The following is a 19,455-nucleotide window of genomic DNA, read 5'->3' on the forward strand; positions in this document are numbered from 1 at the left end:
GTGGTCGCAACCGATACGGGGATTGAGCCATGACATGGTCGGACATCTATTCCTTGGCAGCACCACTGTCGAGGTACGGAAGCCGCTGCTCGTCGTCTCGTACGTGCGGCAACGCCCACCTGCGGTCCTCCGACTTCTCGTTCGCGACGAACCACTGGTAGCTCTCGGCCTGGGACTGCGTGGTCGTGCGCGGGTAGTGCACGGGACCGTTGACGGCCCTCGCGGCGGCCAGGTACGACTCGGTGGCTTCCCGAAGCACCTCGTTTTCCCTCGCCGTGGCGGCGAAACGCTCCGCCAACTCGGTGAGCCGGTCGGGGTTGACGGGATCAGGGCGGGTCAGGTGTAGCCAGCCGGCGCGGACCCCGGCGCCGTCCCACACCCGGGTACGGTCGGTCGCGAGGCGGGCGGTGACAACGCCGAAGCCGTACGGTTTGCCGGCACCGAGCCGTAGCGGAGCTTCCACGCCCTGGTTGAGCAGCCAGATCAGGGCACCGAGTTCCGCCTCGGGCACCCCGTCGAGGAAGAGCTCGACGTGGAACGTCACCCCGGGCCGGACCCAACCGCGATGGCGGACGAGCTGGGTGGCGTGGGACCGGTTGCCGGCCAACGCCAGGTACCCCCGTCTGGGGTCCTCCTGATCGGCTGGCGGCTGCCAGTAGTCGGGTTCCTCCGCGCGCCAGCGGTACATCTTGCGCCCCCGCAGCCCACCGTCGGCGGCGTAGCCGGCGGACTTCTCTGCACCCGTTGGCATCGGCTCGCCCGTCTGGGGGTCGGGGGAGCCGTAGAAGCGGAACTGCGTCGGCTTGGGGCTACTCAGCGGCGCGAGGGTGATCCCCTCCGGAGGAAAGGCCTCGGGACGCCAGTCGGGAGACATGCAGGTGATCGACCGTACCCGTAGCCGACCCCGGTAGCCCGAAGCGCCGATGTTGGTCTCGGCCTCGTCGTCGCGCCGACCGGGTGGCACCCAGCCGAACAGCCGGTCCGCCGGGGAGAGCCGATCGGGTTCCTGGGCGGGACGCAGGCTCTCGTGCAGTAGTTCGTCGGGGGAGGCCTCGTACGGCAGCCGTCCGACCAGGACCGGGTGGACCTCACTGATCGTGCGCCGGTGTGCGTCGTACCGGACGTAGACGAGCGTGCCGGGTGGCAGCGTACGTAGTTCCGGGGTGCTGGGCACGTGCCAGGATCGTTCGATGCCGTCCGCTGTGGCGGGGTCGTGGCGGTAGGTGGCCTTGGGGTCGTTGTAGCCCTGCGCCAGGTCGTAGGCGCGCAGCACCGACTGCCAGTACCGCACATGCTCCTCGGTGACCGGGATGTCGAGTCCCGGGGTCTCCACGAACAGCCGCTCGTACTGCTTGACCTCAATGGAGTTTCCGCCGGCTGACAACCATCCGCGCACGATCCGGGACGGTCGGTCGGCGTCGTACGAGCCGGACACCTTGCCCGGGGATACTGCGGTCCGCAGGTGAGCGTGAATCTCCGCCTCGGTCCGGGCCAGGTGGGTCACCCGCGCGACCCCGCCCTTGCTCCCCGATTCGGGCAGGACGACCCGGGCGTACACCTCGGTCCCATGGTGGCGGCTCAACGGCCCGGCGGACAGGTCGCCAAGACGACGTACCGGCTTTACCGGCTTTGCCGGATGCCGATTTCCCTGACCCGGCTTTCCTCGACCCGGCTTTCCCTGACCGGGCTTGCCTCGATAGGCGGGGACCAGGGCTGCGTACTGTGCCGGATGGGTAACGTGCCGCCGCCTCCAGTCGGCGTCCCCCTGGCACAGCCGGAAGTAGTCGGTGTTGCCGTCTCGGTGGACCCGGGCCGGGGTGAGGTGAAGCGCGGCGGCGGTGGTCGCCCGGTAGGCGAGTCGTTCGTGGTGTTCGAAGAAGACGCCGAACCGGCTGGCGGTGACGGTCTCGTAGGCGCTGCGCAGCGCCCCTTTCAGCGATGCGCCGTGGATCAGCGGCTGTCCGTCCGCGTCGACCCGTACGTCGAATGTTCTTGGTCCGTCCTTCGGTGGGTCAACCACCGGCACGGGCAGCAGCAGCGGGGTGACCGTGGTCAAGGTCAGGGCCAGGGTTCCGCTCCACTGATTGTCGGCATGCAGGGCATGGCTGGGCGGGGCATCGTCGTCCAGACCGGTGCCGGTCAGACGCGTACCGTCCTGGTCGCTGCGGGGCAGGGTCGGCACGAAGGTGTACGGGTTGATGAACCCGCCGTCTTGAACCGCCGCGGCCCGTTCGGCGGCAAACGTGACCTTCGCCAGCGCCGCGACACCCGCCAGCCGGACGGTCCGCTTCCCGCTCTCGGCCAGGTTGATCGTCACCTCGACGTCCACGCTGCTGCCCTCGGGCATGGTCTGCACATGGTCGGCGAGAGCGTTGTCCCACTCGGAACGGCCGACCTGCTTCGGCTTGCCGTCCTTCGCCCGGCCGGTGCTGTTGATCACCCCTTCGAGGATGTCGCCGCGTTTGGTCAGGGTCGTGCGGACGGTCGGCTTCAGCTTGCTCCGTGGATTGCTCATGCCGCCGTCGCCTCTCCGTCGGTCTCCGTCGCAGTAGCCACCGCACGCACCGCGGCCGGGGAAGCCGCTCGCAGTTCGACCGTGCGGGTGTCCGCGATGTCGCGGTTGCCGTGTGCGTCCTCGCCGAGATACTCGACGGTCTCGACGAGGAGCACCTGGCCGGCGGTCGCCACCACCGGCAGGTGCGCGGTGGCGTACCGCTCGCTGTGCAGGACGGACCAACCGGCGGTGCGGTCTGCGCGGACGGTGCCGGCGAGCAGCCGGGCCTGGGTTCCCCCGCGCCGCGGTGGTGGGTCGGCGGTGACACTCTCGCCGGGTGGCAGGCTTGCCGGCTCCTCGCCGACGACGACCGCCGGGCCGCGTCCGTCCGGCGTGCGCAGCCACCGCAGCTCCCGCAGCCCGTCGAAGCACACCACCTCGTACGCCTCGGTGAGCACATCGCCGGGGGCGCAGACGGTCTCGACGGTGCCGTCCGACCCGAGCCGTAGCCAGGTGGCGGCCTTCGCGGAGAGGACATAGCCGACCGTCTGCCGGCCGGGTGGGCTACTGGTCGCGAACCAGGCGACCGCGTCAGCCGCGGTGAGCGGTTCGGTCGCCCGAACGGCGTGTAGCACCGCATCCTGGTTGCTGGTCACGCTCCTGCCTCCTCGAATGTGTCCGCCCAGCCAGTCATCGCCGCGGTGACCTGTGGGGGTGGGGCGGTGAGAACGGTGTCGAGGGTCTGTCCGGCCAGTGCCTGCCACGGTGTGCTCAGCCCGGCGCCGTCGAACGTCACGCCGGTAACCTCGATCTGGCCCCGGCCACGGCTTCCACCGAAGCCGAGGGCGAGCCATCCGTCGCGTAAGTCCCGCAGGACGAGCAGCAGCAGCGGTAACGCCAGCGCCGTCGATCCCGCGATGCCAGCAGCGCCGTACCGGTCCAGCTGGGTAACATCAATATCGATTGAGATCGGTTCCCATTCCGTCCTGTGGCTCGGTTCCAGGACGCTGAACAGCCGGTGGTCGCTGGCGCCGCCGGTCCATCGGTCGATGGCGACGTGGTCGCTCACCGAGAGCGGGAGACGCTGCCGGATGTTGGCCAGCTCCTGGTGCAGCCCGGATCGGGCCTGCTCCCGTTGGCTGTTGCGCTCCTTCCGCTCCGCGCGCTCCCCCCGGCTGGCCGGATTCGTGGGATCGGGGCTGATGCTGATGATGTCGTTCCACTGTCGGGCGTCAACCTGCCCGATGCTGTGGCAGTCGGCGACGGCCAGGGTGCCGCGACGCCCCCGTCCGTCGCCGCGGTGCCCGGCAGGGTGCCCTCGACCATCCCGGTCGCCAGCGGGTGCGGACCCGAACAGCACGTCAACGCCGGGTGGTGGCTGGCGCAGGGCATCGTTGAAGTCCGCCGGGGCGTCCTGCCGCCGCAGCGTACGGACGATCCGTTCGGCGTGTGCGCGTAGCACGCCCCGGATCGACGAGCCGGGCAGCAGTAGCCGGACCGTCCCGTCGGCGGCCGTGTCCGTCAGCGGCAGCGTGTCGACCACGGTGCCGGGGAGCGAGTCGCGTACCAGCAGCGGACCGGTCGGACGCCAGGCGATGCTGATCCGCAGCCGGCCATCCCGCGGCTGGTCGCCCCGGACCGAGCTGTCCTCGGTCAGCGGCGGCGACACGGCTGGGGCCGTGCCGGTCAGCCAGGCAATCAGGCCGGCCGGGTCGGAAAGGTCGGCGCTGCGGATGGTGACCTCGCCCAGCCCCATCCGGCCGAAGCCCCGACCCCGGCCGGCGCCGATCGGAACCCGGGCCTGAGCCAGCCCTGTCACCAGGGCATCGACGGCGTCACGGACCAGCGTCGACCATCCACCCGGATAGTCCGGAGCCGTGGCGGTCGGGGTGTCGGCGACCAGGCGGAACGCGAACCGGGTACCGGCCGGCAGTACCTGACGGGTGTAGAGGAAGTTCGCGGCGGCGGTGGCCGAAACCCGGTCGATACCGACGCCGTCGCGCACTGTCGGCGCGACCTCGTCAGCAACCAGGTGCGCGTCGTCCAGGCGGATCCACGACGGCGACCCGTCCTGGCTGTTCGGGGTGATGCTTCCGAACAGCGCGGCGGTCACGGCCGCCGGATCCCCGCCACGGGGAAGGTCGAGGCCAGCGAGGTAGGCGCGCAGGGCCCCAGCGATTGAGGTGCCGGGCAGGAACGGCTGCCCCTTACCGTCGCGGGCGATGGTCAGGCTCGCCTCGGTGGTGGTGTCCCAGCCGCCAATGTGGACGGGGCCGAGGCAGGTGAGGGTGCCGAGAACCTCGATTCGGGTTCCGATGGACTGGCCCATCAGCGGTTCTCCTTCCCGGTGGTGCGGGTGAGCCGCTGTAGCGCGTCGCCGACCGACACCACCAGCGCCTCGGTGTGCAGCCGCTGCCGTACGGCCTCTTCGCGCCCGGGGCCGAGGACCAGAAGGGGCTGCTCACCGTCCAAGCTGAGGCACTCCCAGACCCGGTTCGGGTTCTCGATCAGTAGCGCGGTCAGTGCGGCGAGGACCTCCGGGGTCCACATTTCCCGGCGGGCCCGGACCGCCATGGTCTGGGCCAGCCAATTTCGGACCATTTCCCGCCCACCGGGCAGGATCAACCGCTCCAACTGCCCCCGAAGTGACCCGAGTTGGGCCCGGTTCCTGGCGAGCCGGCTGATCCCGGGAACCAGGGTGTCGGGGTTCAGTTCGGCGCTGGCCCGCTGGACGGCCCGCCGCCAGGCGTTGAGCTCCAGCGGGTGGGCCAGCTCCGGGCAACCGTCAACCTGATCCACGTCGCCCGTGACCGCCGCTTTCGGGGATGCGGGTGCCGGCTGGTCCTGCTCCCCGGCTCCGGCGAAGGCGACCGCTGGTCGTTCGGGTTCCAGCTCCGGCGGGTTGAACCGGACCCGGCCGTACCCTTCGACGGTGCGTTCACCGATGCCCTCGTGTTCCAACTCGGCCAGCCGGGCTGGGTCCACCCGGCCGGTCACGGCCAGAGTGATGACACTGCCGGCCCGCAGCGCGACCTGACTCGGCCGTGGGCGCCCCCAGGCCACCCCGAAGCCGTCCCGGCGAGCCGCCCCACTGACCGTCTCCGCCGCCTCTACCGTGCAGGACGCCGGAGCCAGGGCAGCCGACATGGCGCGAGCCAGGGCCCGCGGCGACGGGTCGGGGGTCAGCCGTTCATCGCGGAGCAGTACGTCGGAGACGCACCACACCCGCAACGTGTCCACCCCCGGGTCCGGATCCAGTGGCGTCGGCAGTGAGTCGACCACGTCAACGACCTCGACCAGACCGAAGTCGTCCTTACGGGACCGGCCAAACCGGAGCCGTTCACCCGGGTCCAACCGGAGCCGGAACTCAGCCGGCAGCACGACGTCGCTGCACAACAGCGTTCCCGGGGCGATTCCGAGGTAGGTGTAGACGCCGCCGCTGGCGACCGTAGGGCGGCGAGCCTCGTCGTCAACCACCGCGTGGGTGGAGACCATCATCGCGGGCGTCACCTGCCGCCAACCGTGGCGGTCCGGTGCGATCCAACCGGACATCGGCTTGGCGCGCTCACCTCGTTCCGGCTCGGCCCGCAGCGTGTTGTAGACGGCCGTGCCGAGCCCTTTGTCACTTCGTTGCCACACCGCCGGCACCGGCCGGGCCGGCACCACCGACTCTCCGTCCCGTGCGCCCGTCCCGTAGCGATCGCTGGGGATGGCGGGGACGGCATCGCCGACGCTGATATCACCGAGGCCGATCCGCCCGCGTGGCGCGGCCTGCCGGCCCGACCCTGGTTCGGCCCGGTTCAACATCGTGCCGAGCAGGGCCGTGCCGGGGATCGCATCCCGGCTGAGGACGGCGTTGCCCGACACTTCCTGTGCGGCCACCACCGGCGTGATCACCCGAAGGACAACCCGGACGGCACGCCGCGGCGTACGGTGCAGCCGATCGTACGGATAGAACTCAACCGCCTTGGCCGGCGTGGGCGGCAGTGTGGGTGTGGCTGGCACACCGGTGGCCAGCAGCTCGACCAACCGTTCGTCAACGACCGTCGGATGGATGTTCCCGCTGCCCTGGTCAACCCGAGCGCCGGGGAGCAGGACCGCGACCCGGCCGCTGCCCCGGTTCCGTTTGCCGCCCACCGCCTCGACCAACCGCGCCCCGGCTCGCAGCAGCAGCTCCGCCGGCGCGGGAAGCTCCACGCCGCCGGAGGCCGGGTCGTCCGAGGCCGCGTCGCCGGCCGAACCGGGCATGACGACAGTGGCCTTCGTGGAAAGTCGTAGGCCTCGGATCGCCCGTTCCTCGACTCGCAGCCGGCGGTCGACCGCGGTACCTGTCTCGTCGTCGATCTCCACACCGGGCCGCAGCACGACCGCTGCCTGGGCCAGCGCGGGGCGACCCCGCACCCCCTGTCGCAGCCAGTCGGGGGCACGGACCGGGGTCAGCCGCAGCGCGGCCGGCACCGGTGCCCGCCCGGTCCGTGCGGTCTCATCCCCGGGCTGGGCGGCCTGGGAACCGAACAGCCAGGTGACCCACGCCTGCCATGCCTGCGGTTGACCGGTGGTCTGGTCGAGGGTGCGGGCGACGGTCTCGCAGGCGTCGCGCCACACCCCGACGAGGGTCTTGGCCGGTACGAACGGCAACCCATCGCTGTCGCGGCGAACCTCAGCATCGATGGTGCCCAGCCGACCCTGGCCGGTGCCGATGTGCCAGTCGCTGAGGAAGTCCAGGGTGATCTCGAACGTCGCGGGCAGGGTCATCGGGCACCACCAACAGGGGTTGGTTCTGTCTCTGCCGCGGACCGGGCGGGCGCCTCCAGGCGTAGTCCGCGCAGGTGCAGCACGTCGAACAGGCGGAGGAACCGGTCGGACTGGACATCCAGCAGTTCACGGGCGCGGTCCCGGTGGTGGATCCGGCTGACGAGAAGCTCCAGTTGACGCCGGTACTCGGCGAGGTTGCGGTCAGCGGCCTCCCGCAGGGCATGCGCCTGCACCCCCGACAGCCATCCGTCGGAGTCGAGCCCCCGGTCGAGCTCGTCCAGCAACTCGACGCTGCGATGACGCAGCTCCGCGGGCAGCTGCTCGGCAGGGTCAAGCAGGTACGGCCCGGCGTGCCGGGCCACCGCCGTGCCGTCGTCCAGGTGGACGTACTCCCGCAGTTCGGCCAGTTCGCGCAGTGTGGACGTGTGCGCTACATGGAAGTCGAAGGCGGCCAGGGGGCGTCCCGTGGACGTGAACCGTTTGGCCGAGACGGTCAGCGCCTCGGCCAACCCGTACGCGGTGGCGAACGGATGGTGTGACTTCACCACCGCGATGCCGGCGGAGGCGGTGAGACCGACATGACCGGTGGCGGCCTCGGTGATCGCGGACAGCTGCGGTTGGGCGGCGGTGCGCCGGGCGAACGCGGCAGCATAGGCCTGCACAAACGGCACGGCCAACGCGGCGTCGCAGGCCACCGTGACATCGTCTCCGCCGATGACGATCGGCAGCAGCCGCCCAGACATGTCCTCGTCGGCCCGATCGGCGACCAGCTGGGCGACCGCATCCCGTACGGCCTGCCACGTGGCTGTGTCCAGCTCCACCGACACAGCCCGCTGATACTGGGCGCTGCCCGCCAGCGATGTTTGCGCTACGCCCTCGACCCGGGCCACGTGCTCGTTGAACCGGTGGAAGATCCGGCCGACACCGTTACCGTCGGCGTGCACCACGGCCACCCACCCGCTGTGCCGCAGCACGTCCAGGTGCACCGGCACGACGGTGGCCAACTGCTCGCCGAGCTTCTCGCGGAGGCGCCGCTGCGCCCGATCGCGGGCCCGGGACCGGGCCAGCATGCCGGCCGAGGCCGGTACCGGCTCTTCACCCTCGCCGTACACCTCCAGTCCTGCGGCTGGCAGGCCGCTGTCTCGGCACAGGCGGTGCCACGGGAACACCCGATCTCGTACCAGCGGATCAGGCCGGGCGGCCCGGATCGCTGCGTGTCGTCGGTAGGCCTCCGCGCGGGCCGGCTCGTGCGCGCCGTCGTCGGTCGGGTCGAACGCGGGGCCGACCGCCCCGGTCACCCGCATCCCCGGCGCCTCCCGCAACGCCCGGCCGGTTACCTCTCGAACTATCGCCCGGCCCGCCTCCGCCGAGTCGACCAACAGCAGCGCCTTGCCCGAAACCGCCATCACAGAACTGTCGGGTGAGAGTCCGAGCCGGTCGGTCGCCTCGCGCACCCACGCAGTGCCGACGTCGTGCACCAGTTGGGAGGCACCGACGACGTGCCGTAGCCGGTTGCTGCCGAAGATGTACCGCTGATTGCCGCCCGTCTCGATCAACACCCAGCGCCGGCCGGCGCCGGGCCTATCAACCCCGGGTCCTGTCTCCATCGTGGGTCTCACCGTCTGTTGTAGGGGAGCGTAGAAGTGCCTCCCGACCATCAGTCTTCCGGCGCTGAACACGTGGCGAGGCCAGCCAGCCTTACGCGCCAGTCGCACAACATATCTGCATGTGTCACGCTCGGGTGGCCGGCAGTGATCGCGGCGTCGAGGAGTGTCAGCGCGGCGACGACCTCCTCGGCAGGCACCGCCACTTCACTGGTTGCGGCCGCACAGAGGGCGCGCGCCACTACCTTCGCGGTACGCCGGATCGCCGGCGGTGGAGCGGTCGGCCGTAGCAGCTCTCGCGTGCTGGGGTCGGCCAGCACCGCACGGGCGTGCCGGACCGCCACGGCGCGCGCCCGCGCCTCGTGTTCCCGGTCGGGGGTCACCGCAGCCAGGTCGGTGGCGATCTCGGCGGCCAACTCGTGCGCGGCTCGGGCCGCCGCCGACTTGGCCGCGTACCCGGCGGGCTCCCGGCGGGCTACCTCGGCACGTACCGCCGCGACCCGTTCCTGGATCATGAGCGCCCGGCGCAGGTCGGCCCGCCGCCCGCCGTCGGCCAACCAGGCCGCATAGTGGTGTAGGTGGAACAGCTGCGCGTCGCCCAGGGCGTCCACCTGTGCCGTCAGGTCGGTCCCGGGGCCCATGCCGCGCGCCGTCAGGATCGCCGTCCACCATCGACGCATCGTCGCCGCGGTCATTCCCGTGTCCGCGTCCACGTCCACGTCCGCTGACCGTTCGGTCGGAGCTGCCGGTGCTGGATCGCCGTGTGGTCGATCCGTGGCGATGTCGCGGAGGGCGACAATGCCCATCTCCAACAGGTAGCTGGCGGCGCCGGGATCCAACCATCCGTGCCGCCACGCCTCCACGACCCGTTGCTGCGAGGCAACCAGCCGCGCCGCCGCATCCCGTCCGGTCGCCGCCGCCCGCCCGGGCATGTCTGGGGTGTCCGCCGAATGCGCACGCGGCGGATCCCACACCTCGAGGTACGCGGCGTACGCCGTCAGCTGCAGTGACACCGGATCGTCCGCAGCGAGGACGGTGGCGCAGCGGCCAACAGCCGCGGCGACGAGTTCGCGGGTCTGCGCCCGCAGCTGCGGCCAGTCCACCAGGAGCTCGTCGCGGTACCGCACGTAGTTGGCGGTCACGTGCGCAAGTAGTAGGTGGGCGCGACGCCGTAGCAGCGGCGCGGCGGCCAGCGTGTCGGCGGTCGGTAGCACCGGCAGCCTCGGCGCCGAGGTTCGGTCGCCGGACGACGTACCACCAAGCGAGGCCGCCACGAACGGTGCCACCACGGCGCCGACTCGTACCATCGCCTGGACCCGCCTGGACCCGTCAGTGTTTTCGGTCAGCCACACCACACCCCGCCCCGGCTGTCCGATGCCGAGAAGCCGCCGGCACCACGCCGAGGCGATGTCGTCGAGCGCATCCACGGTGATCAGGCCGGGACCGGCGGCCGGATGGTCAGCTAACCCGAGCGCCGGCAGGGTTGCGTCAACCAGGTCGAGGGAGATGGGCTGCCACCGGGTGGTAGCCGCTTCCCGGCCTGGCTCGCTACCCGTCGAATCCGTTGCCGGGTGGACCTCGGACGGGGCGTCAATCCCGACTACTCCAGCCCGGTCAACCTGGGTGCCCCACCGAGCCGACAGTGACCGCTGAACCTGGCGGGCCTGCACCGCCGCGACCACCAGGGCGGGCTGTGCGCGGTAGACCTCCAGCACCAGCCCCGCCCACGCCGCCAACCGGACCTCGGCATCGCAGCCGGTATCGGCGAGGTGCTGACCCACGTTCGCGACCGCTGCTGTCGCATCCCTCAGTAGCCGGTTCGCGCCGGCCAACACTGCTGCGGCTTTGGTATCGGGGCCGTAGCGGTTCAAGGTCGCGTTGGTGAGGGTCCCCGGCAGCGTGCTCTGCTGCGCGGACCACACCGATCGGTCCGACCAGGCCCACCCCGCTTCGTCACCGGCACCGAGCCGGTCGGAAGCCAGCGCCTCCATTTCCGATCTTGCTGTGCGGTCCGGGCTCGGGGCGCCGCGACCAATCTCCGCCAGGGACAGGGCCGTGTAGTCGCACACCCAGGAGTGACGAAACGGGGGGACGCCGTCGCCCACCCCGAACAGCGGCGCCACCTTGCGGGCTACCCGGACCTCCACCACCTCCGAGCGGTGAACGACCTCAGCTTCTGGAATCCGGGCAGGGAAGACATGCATGAGCGAGGACGGTACCGAAGCGACACTAGTAACTCAATGATAAAAATATCTTAATCGAACGAGGCGTCTGAATCTGGCCAGGCCTCGGGCGTCATCGGCGCCAGCGGGTCGGGCAAGTGACCGACATCTGACACCCGTCAGCCACCCCGTGTCCCCGCAGAACGTGACCTGTGAACAGAGAATGGCGCTCATGCGTTTGCTGGTACACGTCGCCGGAGAGGCGGATCTCCTTCTCGACTCCCAGGACCCACGCAGCTCAAAGGTGGCGCGAGTCGAGCAGGTCCGGCGCCGCCGCACCGAAATCGAGGCCCTCCTCGACGGCCCGGAGGGTGCTGGCGCCGTCCGCCGGATGCTCATCAACGAGACGCCGCAGGCCGGGTCGGCGAGCATCCCCGGGACCAGTCCCGTGCTCGGCGCGCTGGATACTCTCGCCACCAGACCGGACCTGACCGTGGTGATCCTCGGCACCAGCCAATCCCAACCCGGCCCCCTGGACACTCTGCCGATCGCCCAGACTCTCGCCAATGTCCTCAATGGAATCGGTAGCGCCGACAGGTCATACCCCGTTCGGCAGGCCACAGTGCTATCCGTCGCCGGACTTGCCGAGGCATTCGTCATCGACGCCCTCACCGAATATCTCGGCAAGATGCCGCAGTATGAGCAGGCGCTGGTCACCTGGGGCTCCGGAGCCACGATGTTGACCCTCGGCGCGCTCACCGCACTGTCCCGCGCCGGACTACCGTGGCAACTCGTCCTCACCAGCGACCCAACCGCATACCAGGTCGTTGACCCGCTGGAGCAACTCGACATCGACCCCGTCGCCGGGGTCTTCATCCGGTGGCGCATGTTCGCCACCCTGGACGATCTTGATCGTACGGGGCAGCTGGTGGTCCAGCTCAGCGACGCCCAGCGTGACCTGGTGCGCCAAGCCGCGAAACGTCGCCGAGACGGTCTCGAAGCAGCCGACTGCGCGTCCGTGCGCGCCGTACTCGCTGATGCTGTCGTCCGCCGCGACGGCACCGCCAGTCTCGCCGTCCGCCGCTACATCACCAGCCGGTACGAGGATCTGCTCCGCAACGACCAAAATCTCTACCCCGAAGCAAAGGATCTGCTCCACAAGTATGAGAAGCCCGGAGGTGGGCCTCCACTTGGGGGGAAACTCTCCCGTATTAGGGAAGCTGTTGGCTGTGATCCCGTAGTCGACGAAGCCGTCGGGCTCTCATCCTACAAATGGTTGTTCTCGGATGAGGTTGCCACGTTGCAGCGTATCGGCATCGGCAGTCACAACCTGTGCCCGCCCAGCCCCAATGATGCCCGACTGATCGGCGACTACCTTTCCCGCTACATTGAGGAGACCAGTTGGCGGCTAGCGGAACTGCCCGAGCCGCCGGTTACCCCGGCTGACACCACGTTGGTCGTCTGGCCGGCCGGAACCGCGTCGCATCCAGGAGTCCGTAGTGTCGGAGAGCAGGTGGCCGATGGTCTGCCGACGACAATCACGGATTTCCTTGGGGTGGAGCAGGCCCGGGTCCACGCGGTGATCTTCGGGGTTGACGACGGGGAGGGCAGCCGTGAGTGCGCCGAACAGGACGCTGCGCTGATCCGCGGCTTTCCTGACAAAGATGCCAATACCGGCGATGGTGAGGCATGGGTCGAGCTGATCGACCCCAACCCTGATCCGGCTGCGATCGAACAGGCAATCGAGCGGCGACTCACCCGAGAAACGGGAGCGCTGCTGCTCGTTCCTACCGGCAAAAAGCCAATCGTGTTGGCGCTACTTGGCGCTATGCGCCGCGTCGGTGCCCGGAACGGGCTGCCCTTGTTCGTCCGCCAAAACGCCACCCCCAAGTCCGGCAACGTTTACGCCGCGGTGCATCTGTGGCCAGCCCTCACCGAGGGCGACCGTCCACTGCTCAACGCTGCCAAAGGGGCTCTACGCGCCTTGGAACTAGACGTTGCTTGGCGGCTGCTTGCCGCCTCCGCCATCGATCCAGCGGTCACCAACCAGGCTCGACAGTTGGCCGACACCTTCGCCAGCCGCCGGAGCCCAACGGGCGTGCTCGAGAAGTCCGGAGTCGACCAGGAGACTTGGACGACAAAGCTGATCACTCAGCGTCTGGAGGTGGTGGAAGCCGCACTAGCGCATGCTGCGGCGCCGGCCGACCGCATCCGCCTCCTTGTGCTCGCGGCGGACGCCGTAGAAGCCTCGATCGCGGCGGTCCAGACCCAAAAGCGACGGCGACCAATTGCAGGGCGGGACGACGTGACCCGGAGGAGGCAGAACGGCAACTTCGGGAAGTTCAAAAACCAGCTGCGTGATGAGGTAGAGCGAGCCGGGGAGCCCGAGGTGGGGTCGGCGCAGATCCTGCTGCTCCTCAATCAGGCTCGCAACCGCGCTCCGATCACGCACGGGACCACGAATGACCCCGACGCAGTCGTGAGGGAGGCCGTTGGCCATCAGGCCAAGAAGGGCCTGCTGTCCGCCACCGACCTTGCTCCGCGCGACCTAGCCACGCTGTTGCGCCGTTCGGTGGCTGCGGCTGCCGAACGCGGTTTCGGAGATCCCGGCCGTGCGGACAGCCTGTTACGCCTACAAGAGAAGATCATCGGCGATATTGGCCAGGCCCTCGCCCAGCGGGACGCCATGCCGAATCGGGTTCCGTCCGCCCGAACCGCTCCGACGGCTGAAGGCGGCGCCCCGAGCCCAAACCCAGTCCATCATTGTCCTGACCTGCCATGAGCACTAACGCGGCAGCTGTCAATATTTATACTTTTGCTTCGAGTGATGACTGGCGCGTCGCCCGACGATGGCTAGCGGTCGTTAGTCCGCGGTGCAGTCTGTCGGTGCGCGCGCTCGTCGAGGCGACTCAGTCGATCATTGGTGATCGATCAGGTGGTTGAGCTTCGGTGCTATCCGGTAGCCCGGATCCGGTACTCTGACCTGCGCAGATGCACAACCGGCGGACTGCTGCAAACTCTGCCGAATCCAGGCCCCGGAGAGCGGCTGTGACCTGCGACTTAAGGTTCAGGTCGCTCATCACCCCTGGAGGGATCGCAACACCGCCGACAACGGCGCCTGGACCGTCGACCCAGGTCGCTCATCACCCCTGGAGGGATCGCAACTTCGGCCGGGCGAGGAGCACGATCACCGGCAGGTCCGGTCGCTCATCACCCCTGGAGGGATCGCAACAACTGGTCGGGGAGTGAGCAGTCACATCCGCAGTGCGGGTCGCTCATCACCCCTGGAGGGATCGCAACCAGCACCTGCCGGCAGGTGGATGATGACGCCCCAGTCGTCCCTCATCTCCCTGGAGGGATCGCAGTGGGGTGCAACCGGGGTGGGGTTGCAGCCCCGGCCAGTCGCTCATCATCCCTGGAGGGATCGCATCGCAGCAGTCCCATCGGGTCATCTTGTGCTTGCCCCTCACGTAGCGGCATGTCACATAGTCGATGTCGTGGAGGATCACCTGACTGTGGGGCAAGCGGCCGGGCTGGCTGGCGTAACCGTCCGCGCACTGCATCACTACGACGAGATCGGCCTCCTGCGGCCGTCCACGCGGACCGTGGCGGGACACCGGGCCTACTCGGCGGGCGACGTGGAGCGACTGCGGGAGGTGCTCGCGTACCGGAGGCTCGGTTTCGGGCTGCGGGAGATCGCGGACCTGGTCAACGATCCGACCACCGACGCGGTCGCGCACCTGCGTCGGCTGCGTGGGCTGCTGCTGGACCAACGCGACCGCGCCGCCGCCACGGTGACGGCCATTGACCGGGAATTGGAGGCACGGGCAATGGGAGTCAGGACGACGCCAGCGGAACAGTTGAAAGTGTTCGGTGCGCAGTTGTACGACACGATCGGATCCGCCTATCCAACGACGCGGCGTACCGAGCCACGGATCGCCGCCCGGATCTGGGATGCACTGGGAGACGCCCGTACGGTGCTGAACGTTGGGGCTGGCACCGGTTCCTACGAACCTCACGACCGGGAGGTCACGGCGGTGGAGCCCTCGGGGGTCATGCGGGCCCAGCGTCCCGTGGGCGCGGCGCCCTGCGTGGCCGCCGCCGCGGAGAGTCTGCCGTTCGAGGACCAGTCGTTCGACGCCGCGATGGCGGTCAGCACCGTGCATCACTGGCGAGATCCGGTCGCCGGCCTGCGGGAGATGCGGCGGGTCGCGCGTCGCGTGGTGGTGTTCACGTACGACGCTGAGGACACCGGCTGGGGCCAGCGATTCTGGCTCACCCGCGACTACCTACCCGAGTTCGCGGAGCTGCTCGTCAACTGGCCGTCCCTCGCCGACCTGACCCACGCGATCGGAGGACGCGCGGAGCCGGTACTCGTACCGTGGGACTGCGTGGACGGCTTCTTCGAGGCGCACTGGCGCCGGCCCGCGGCGTACCTGGACGAACACGTACGCCGGGCGGTGTCGGTCTGGACCAGAGTGGGGGCGCAGGCGGAACAACGGGCGGTCCGGTCGCTTCGCGAAGACCTGTCATCCGGCCGGTGGGCCGAGCGAAACCGGGACCTCGTCGCCCTCGACACGGCCGAGCTCGGCCTCCGACTGCTCGTGGCATGAGGCGGTGACGTCGGCACCTCCGGCGCGGACCGGAGCGGGTTTCGCCGCCGCCTCCGCGACCTCGAGTAGCGGTAGCCGATCAGCGGGGCGTGACGGACTCGCGCCCGTGCAGCGAAGCCTGGTCGGCCGCGGCCCGCCCCGACGCCCAGCCAGCCCGGTTGGTGATGGTCGTTGCCTGCTGGGTCAACTCGGGGAACTGCTGGTTGAAGGCGTCGCGTACCGCGTCGTCGCGAGCGGCGAGGACCGGAAGGAGCTGAGCAGCATCCGCCGACTCGGCCACCTCCTGGTCCACACCGCCGGTCGCAGCCTCGAGTCGCTCGCCGATCCGCGACGCGTACGCGGTCAGGAACGAATGCCGAAACGAGCGGGTCGTGTTGCGCCCGTACCGATCGGTGCTGGGCTTGGCCTGGGTCATGGCCCTCGTCGCCTGCACCAGCAGCGAGGTGAACAGCAGCTCGGTGGACTCCAGTTCGGCCGGGAAACCGACGACACTGGTAAAGCCGAAGCGTTTACTCCACACCGCACGGCAGCTGTTGGCCTCCGCGACGACCTGCAACAGCAGGGTCTTCGGCGCCTCGTACGGATTGTCGATGCCCACCCTGCGGGTGACCGGCTGCTCGCGTTCCCCGGTCGTGGCGATGAGCAGGGCGTGGTCGATGCGGTGCCGGGCCATCAGTTGCTGGGCCTTGGCCGTGAACGCCTCCGCCTCCTCCGGGAAGTCGGTGGACTCCGCCTTGGCCAGCAAGGCCCGAACCCGGCCGAGGACCCGCTGATCCAGGTCGGCCGACGGGGTTGTCCTGGTGGGCCGGGCGGTGCCCGGCATCGGCCCAACCTGCTCGATCGGCGGTAACGTCGCGAGCAGAAAGCAGACGTCGATCATGATGGCGACAACCGCGCTACGGTCAAGGCCCTGCCGCTCGCCCCACGCGGTCGGATAGTGGTCGTCGTGCTCCCACCACACCTTCGCGTCGAGAGAAGTCAGCTGAGACTGCCACCGTGAGTCGACGGTCGCGGCGCCGTAGCCGCGCATCTGCGCCGCGATAGCGTCGACCAGGAGCCGCCCATGCCGCGCGGCGTGTTCGCGGCGGGCCACTCGTACCAGCTCGGCGGGCTGCCAGCCGCGCCGCCAGACCTCCTCGACCTCGCGGAGCAGGTAGGTCAGCAGCGCCCGGTTGACGACCTGGAGCCCGGCGGCGCCGCCGGGGCCGGCGGCCAGCAGGCTGAGGCAGTGGTCGAACTCGGCGGCATCATCGTGCTGCCGGGCGAACATCGCCTGGTCGATGATCTGGTCCGCGAGTTGCCGCTGTGTCGGCACGCCTGACGCGCCATACCTGCCCAATGGGTCGTCCTGGCCAGTCGCTGCGGCCCGCCGGCCTTGACCTGCCGCGGCGGCCTTCCGCTTGGCCTTGTGACGCTCACGACTGTTCTTGCCCATCGGTATCCTTCGGGATTCACGAGGTCGAGCACCGGAGGCTACCAACCAGATGGGCGGAGCCGCGGGCAGCCCGCCGAGGGATTTCCGGCCTAGCCGGCAGCGTGCCGCCCCGGCGGACCCTGGGGCGGAGCCAGCGATCGGTAGCCGGGTGCCACAGCGGGCCGTTAGCTCAATGGTATGAGGACTTTGACTCCCAGCTGTTCTTCGTGCGTCCGCTACTGGATGTGAAGCACTTTTCCCAGATTCTTGCCCGTGAGTCTAGGCGGACCCACGGAGCACCCACGTCTCATCGGCCAGCTCCCGCAAGGGGCGTCAACGGAGCGGTCGTGAGTGCAATGCCGTCCGCTCCTGCCGGGATTTGTCGTCGATGGGAAGGCGCTCGACGCAGAGGCAAGTCGGTGAGCGAGACTGTGGCGTGACCGACCCGGTGCCCTGTGAGGCCGATCAGGGTGTCGCGGGCGGCGGCCTGCAACTGCCGGACGTGCCCGTGGGTGAAGGTGCGCAGGAACGAGCCGAGTGTTGACGGCGCGTACACGCCGCCGAACAGCGACCGCATACCGCCGTTCCGGGTCGCGTCGAGGTCATCGCTTGAGCCGTGTGCGGTTGGCGCCGCATGCACGGCTGGGAGGCAGCAATGCGCTCCCGCTACCCGACCAATGTCCCCTCACTCAGTTCCAGCAGCGGACGTCCATGGCACGGCCACGGGTGCCATGCCCCCTGCTCGTGCCGTGATCACAGTTGATGGGGTAGGCGCTCGACACGGAGGCAAGTTGGAGACTCTTCTGTGGCTGCCACTTGACATAGGGCGGTGTCGCTCACTCTGCACGTCCCAACCCCGGGCGGCCCGGTTCGTGACTCTGCAGCGCGCCGACCTGGTCCTTCGAGGGTCGGGAACTGAGCGGCATCGACGATGCGGCAACGTCTCGGTGGCGTCAGGGGCCCATTGCTGTACCCGGACCGTCCGCTGCCCGCACTTCGGGCTGCCCCGCGCCTGCTCACAACCGGTGGACAGGTCCTCCACCGGACACCGATGGCGTCTAGCTCGACCCGCTCGACCGTCAGGCCGTCCAGCCCCAGTAGCCGGGTCGTATCGTTGACCATGCTCGTAGATCTTCACCGGTGCCCACCCAAACCCGACAAAGAGATGGTGTTCGATGAGATGTGGGCCCCTCGCATCCGGACTCCCCAGCCGCGAACCCTGCTGAACTTCGGAGAGCCGCTATACTGGCGACTATGGAACAAGAGGTGAATCGGGGTCTGCCGTCCACGTTCTTAACATTTCATTCTTCCTCGTTTGTCGAGTTGTTGAAGGAATACGATCCCACGCTGCTGCCGGCCAAGCGTGCCGCCGAGACGTTCGGCGAGGCTCCGCACGGCACCACCATAGTGGCCGCCACGTTCGCTGGTGGCGTCCTGCTCGCTGGCGACCGTCGTACGACCATGGGGAACCTGATCGCCGGCCGGGACGTGGACAAACTCACGATCACGGACGACTATTCGGCGGTCGGTTTCGCCGGCACGGTGGGCATCTCCATTGACATGACTCGGTTGTTTGTCGTCGAGCTGGAGCATTATGAGAAGATCGAGGGCGTCCCGCTCTCACTGGAGGGCAAGAGCAACCGGCTCGCTGCCATAGTCAAGGGAAACCTCCCCATGGCCAACGCGGGCATGGTTTCTATCCCGCTGTTCATCGGCTACGATCTCGAGGCATCCGATCCTGCGAGGGCCGGCCGGATCGTGTCGTTCGACGCAATCGGCGCCCGCTATGAGGAAAAGTCCGGCTACCAGTCGATCGGCTCGGGCTCCCCCTTCGCTAAATCGTCTCTGAAGAAGCTACACGACCCCGGTTCCGATGATGCGGCTACCCTGAGTGCCCTGATCGAGGCGCTGTACGATGCCGCCGATGATGACTCGGCCACCGGCGGCCCCGACATGGTCCGCCGCATTTTCCCCACGGCCATCCGCATCACGGCCGAGGGCGCCTACCGATACACAGAGGAGGAACTCGCGGCAGTCGCCGACGCCGTCGTCGCCCGGCGTAGTGCCGACGAGCCCGGCGTCCGAAGCTTTACCGCGTCCTGATCGAGGGCCGGTGGAGTGCCAGTGCCCCGGTGACCTTGTGGACTCGTTCAACTCGAGACAGTCGGTAAAGAAGCGCCCGAGTGACGGGCAGTACGGCGGGCATTTTCGGTTTGGATGATCCTCAGGGTATCGATGCCTTGATCGTCTGAAGTGTGTGATGCCCGCGCTGTCACCATCGCTGCTTTCGTCCATGTCCTACGCACCGGCTGTCACGGTGCCCGAAACCACTGCTGGACCTGCCGCCACGTTGGTCAACCTGCCGGATCCGCATGTCTGCCGGGTATGCGGCACCGGTTGATCGTTGTGGTGA

At 69.0% G+C, this 19,455-nt stretch carries 10 protein-coding genes and 2 pseudogenes; 3 read left to right on the forward strand and 9 right to left on the reverse strand.

Annotated features, from left to right (window positions below; all coding sequences use genetic code 11):
- Nucleotides 1-46: 46 nt before the first annotated feature.
- The 6 genes from STROP_RS05095 to STROP_RS05120 are packed head-to-tail and all read right to left on the reverse strand — an operon-like array spanning nucleotide 47 to nucleotide 11,057.
- On the reverse strand, nucleotides 47-2,515 hold the full coding sequence (locus STROP_RS05095) for a TIGR03986 family type III CRISPR-associated RAMP protein (protein WP_080516564.1): 2,469 nt from the start codon (nucleotides 2,513-2,515) through the stop codon (nucleotides 47-49).
- Nucleotides 2,512-3,150: a type III-D CRISPR-associated protein Csx19 gene (gene csx19 / locus STROP_RS23650; protein ID WP_080516565.1), complete on the reverse strand. Its 639-nt coding sequence runs from the start codon at nucleotides 3,148-3,150 to the stop codon at nucleotides 2,512-2,514. The genes STROP_RS05095 and csx19 overlap by 4 nt, the downstream gene beginning before the upstream one ends.
- A complete protein-coding gene (locus STROP_RS05105; RefSeq protein ID WP_011904916.1) occupies nucleotides 3,147-4,823 on the reverse strand; it encodes an RAMP superfamily CRISPR-associated protein in 1,677 nt (558 codons plus the stop codon). The genes csx19 and STROP_RS05105 overlap by 4 nt, the downstream gene beginning before the upstream one ends.
- Nucleotides 4,823-7,249 (reverse strand): RAMP superfamily CRISPR-associated protein, encoded by a 2,427-nt coding sequence (locus STROP_RS05110; RefSeq protein WP_011904917.1) that lies wholly within the window; start codon nucleotides 7,247-7,249, stop codon nucleotides 4,823-4,825. The genes STROP_RS05105 and STROP_RS05110 overlap by 1 nt, the downstream gene beginning before the upstream one ends.
- Entirely contained in the window at nucleotides 7,246-8,856 is a 1,611-nt protein-coding gene (locus STROP_RS05115) for a Cas10/Cmr2 second palm domain-containing protein (protein WP_011904918.1), read from the reverse strand. Before STROP_RS05115 ends, STROP_RS05110 begins: the two co-directional genes overlap by 4 nt.
- 50 nt (nucleotides 8,857-8,906) lie before the next feature.
- Complete coding sequence (locus STROP_RS05120; protein ID WP_011904919.1) at nucleotides 8,907-11,057, reverse strand: hypothetical protein; 2,151 nt, start codon at nucleotides 11,055-11,057, stop codon at nucleotides 8,907-8,909.
- Between the two features lie 190 nt (nucleotides 11,058-11,247).
- Here STROP_RS05120 and STROP_RS05125 point away from each other — a divergent pair, with 190 nt between their 5' ends.
- Together STROP_RS05125 and STROP_RS05130 are read left to right on the forward strand one after the other, a co-directional pair.
- Nucleotides 11,248-13,797, forward strand: coding sequence for a hypothetical protein (locus STROP_RS05125; protein ID WP_050765039.1), 2,550 nt, complete (start codon nucleotides 11,248-11,250; stop codon nucleotides 13,795-13,797).
- 715 nt (nucleotides 13,798-14,512) lie between these two features.
- Nucleotides 14,513-15,628, forward strand: coding sequence for a MerR family transcriptional regulator (locus STROP_RS05130; RefSeq protein WP_026275615.1), 1,116 nt, complete (start codon nucleotides 14,513-14,515; stop codon nucleotides 15,626-15,628).
- A 79-nt stretch (nucleotides 15,629-15,707) separates the two neighbouring features.
- Here STROP_RS05130 and STROP_RS05135 read toward each other — a convergent pair whose 3' ends face one another.
- The 3 genes and pseudogenes from STROP_RS05135 to STROP_RS26305 all read right to left on the reverse strand — a co-directional run.
- Complete coding sequence (locus STROP_RS05135) at nucleotides 15,708-16,943, reverse strand: DUF2786 domain-containing protein (protein WP_018832347.1); 1,236 nt, start codon at nucleotides 16,941-16,943, stop codon at nucleotides 15,708-15,710.
- 556 nt (nucleotides 16,944-17,499) lie between these two features.
- Nucleotides 17,500-17,655, reverse strand: a pseudogene (locus STROP_RS24570) (IS1380 family transposase); the annotation flags it as partial.
- A 321-nt stretch (nucleotides 17,656-17,976) separates the two neighbouring features.
- A pseudogene (locus STROP_RS26305) lies at nucleotides 17,977-18,164 on the reverse strand (ISL3 family transposase); the annotation flags it as partial.
- Nucleotides 18,165-18,296: 132 nt separating this feature from the next.
- Here STROP_RS26305 and prcB point away from each other — a divergent pair.
- On the forward strand, nucleotides 18,297-19,145 hold the full coding sequence (gene prcB / locus STROP_RS05145; protein ID WP_011904924.1) for a proteasome subunit beta: 849 nt from the start codon (nucleotides 18,297-18,299) through the stop codon (nucleotides 19,143-19,145).
- The last annotated feature ends 310 nt before the right edge of the window (nucleotides 19,146-19,455 follow it).

The organism is Salinispora tropica CNB-440 (assembly GCF_000016425.1).
Lineage (GTDB): Bacteria > Actinomycetota > Actinomycetes > Mycobacteriales > Micromonosporaceae > Micromonospora > Micromonospora tropica.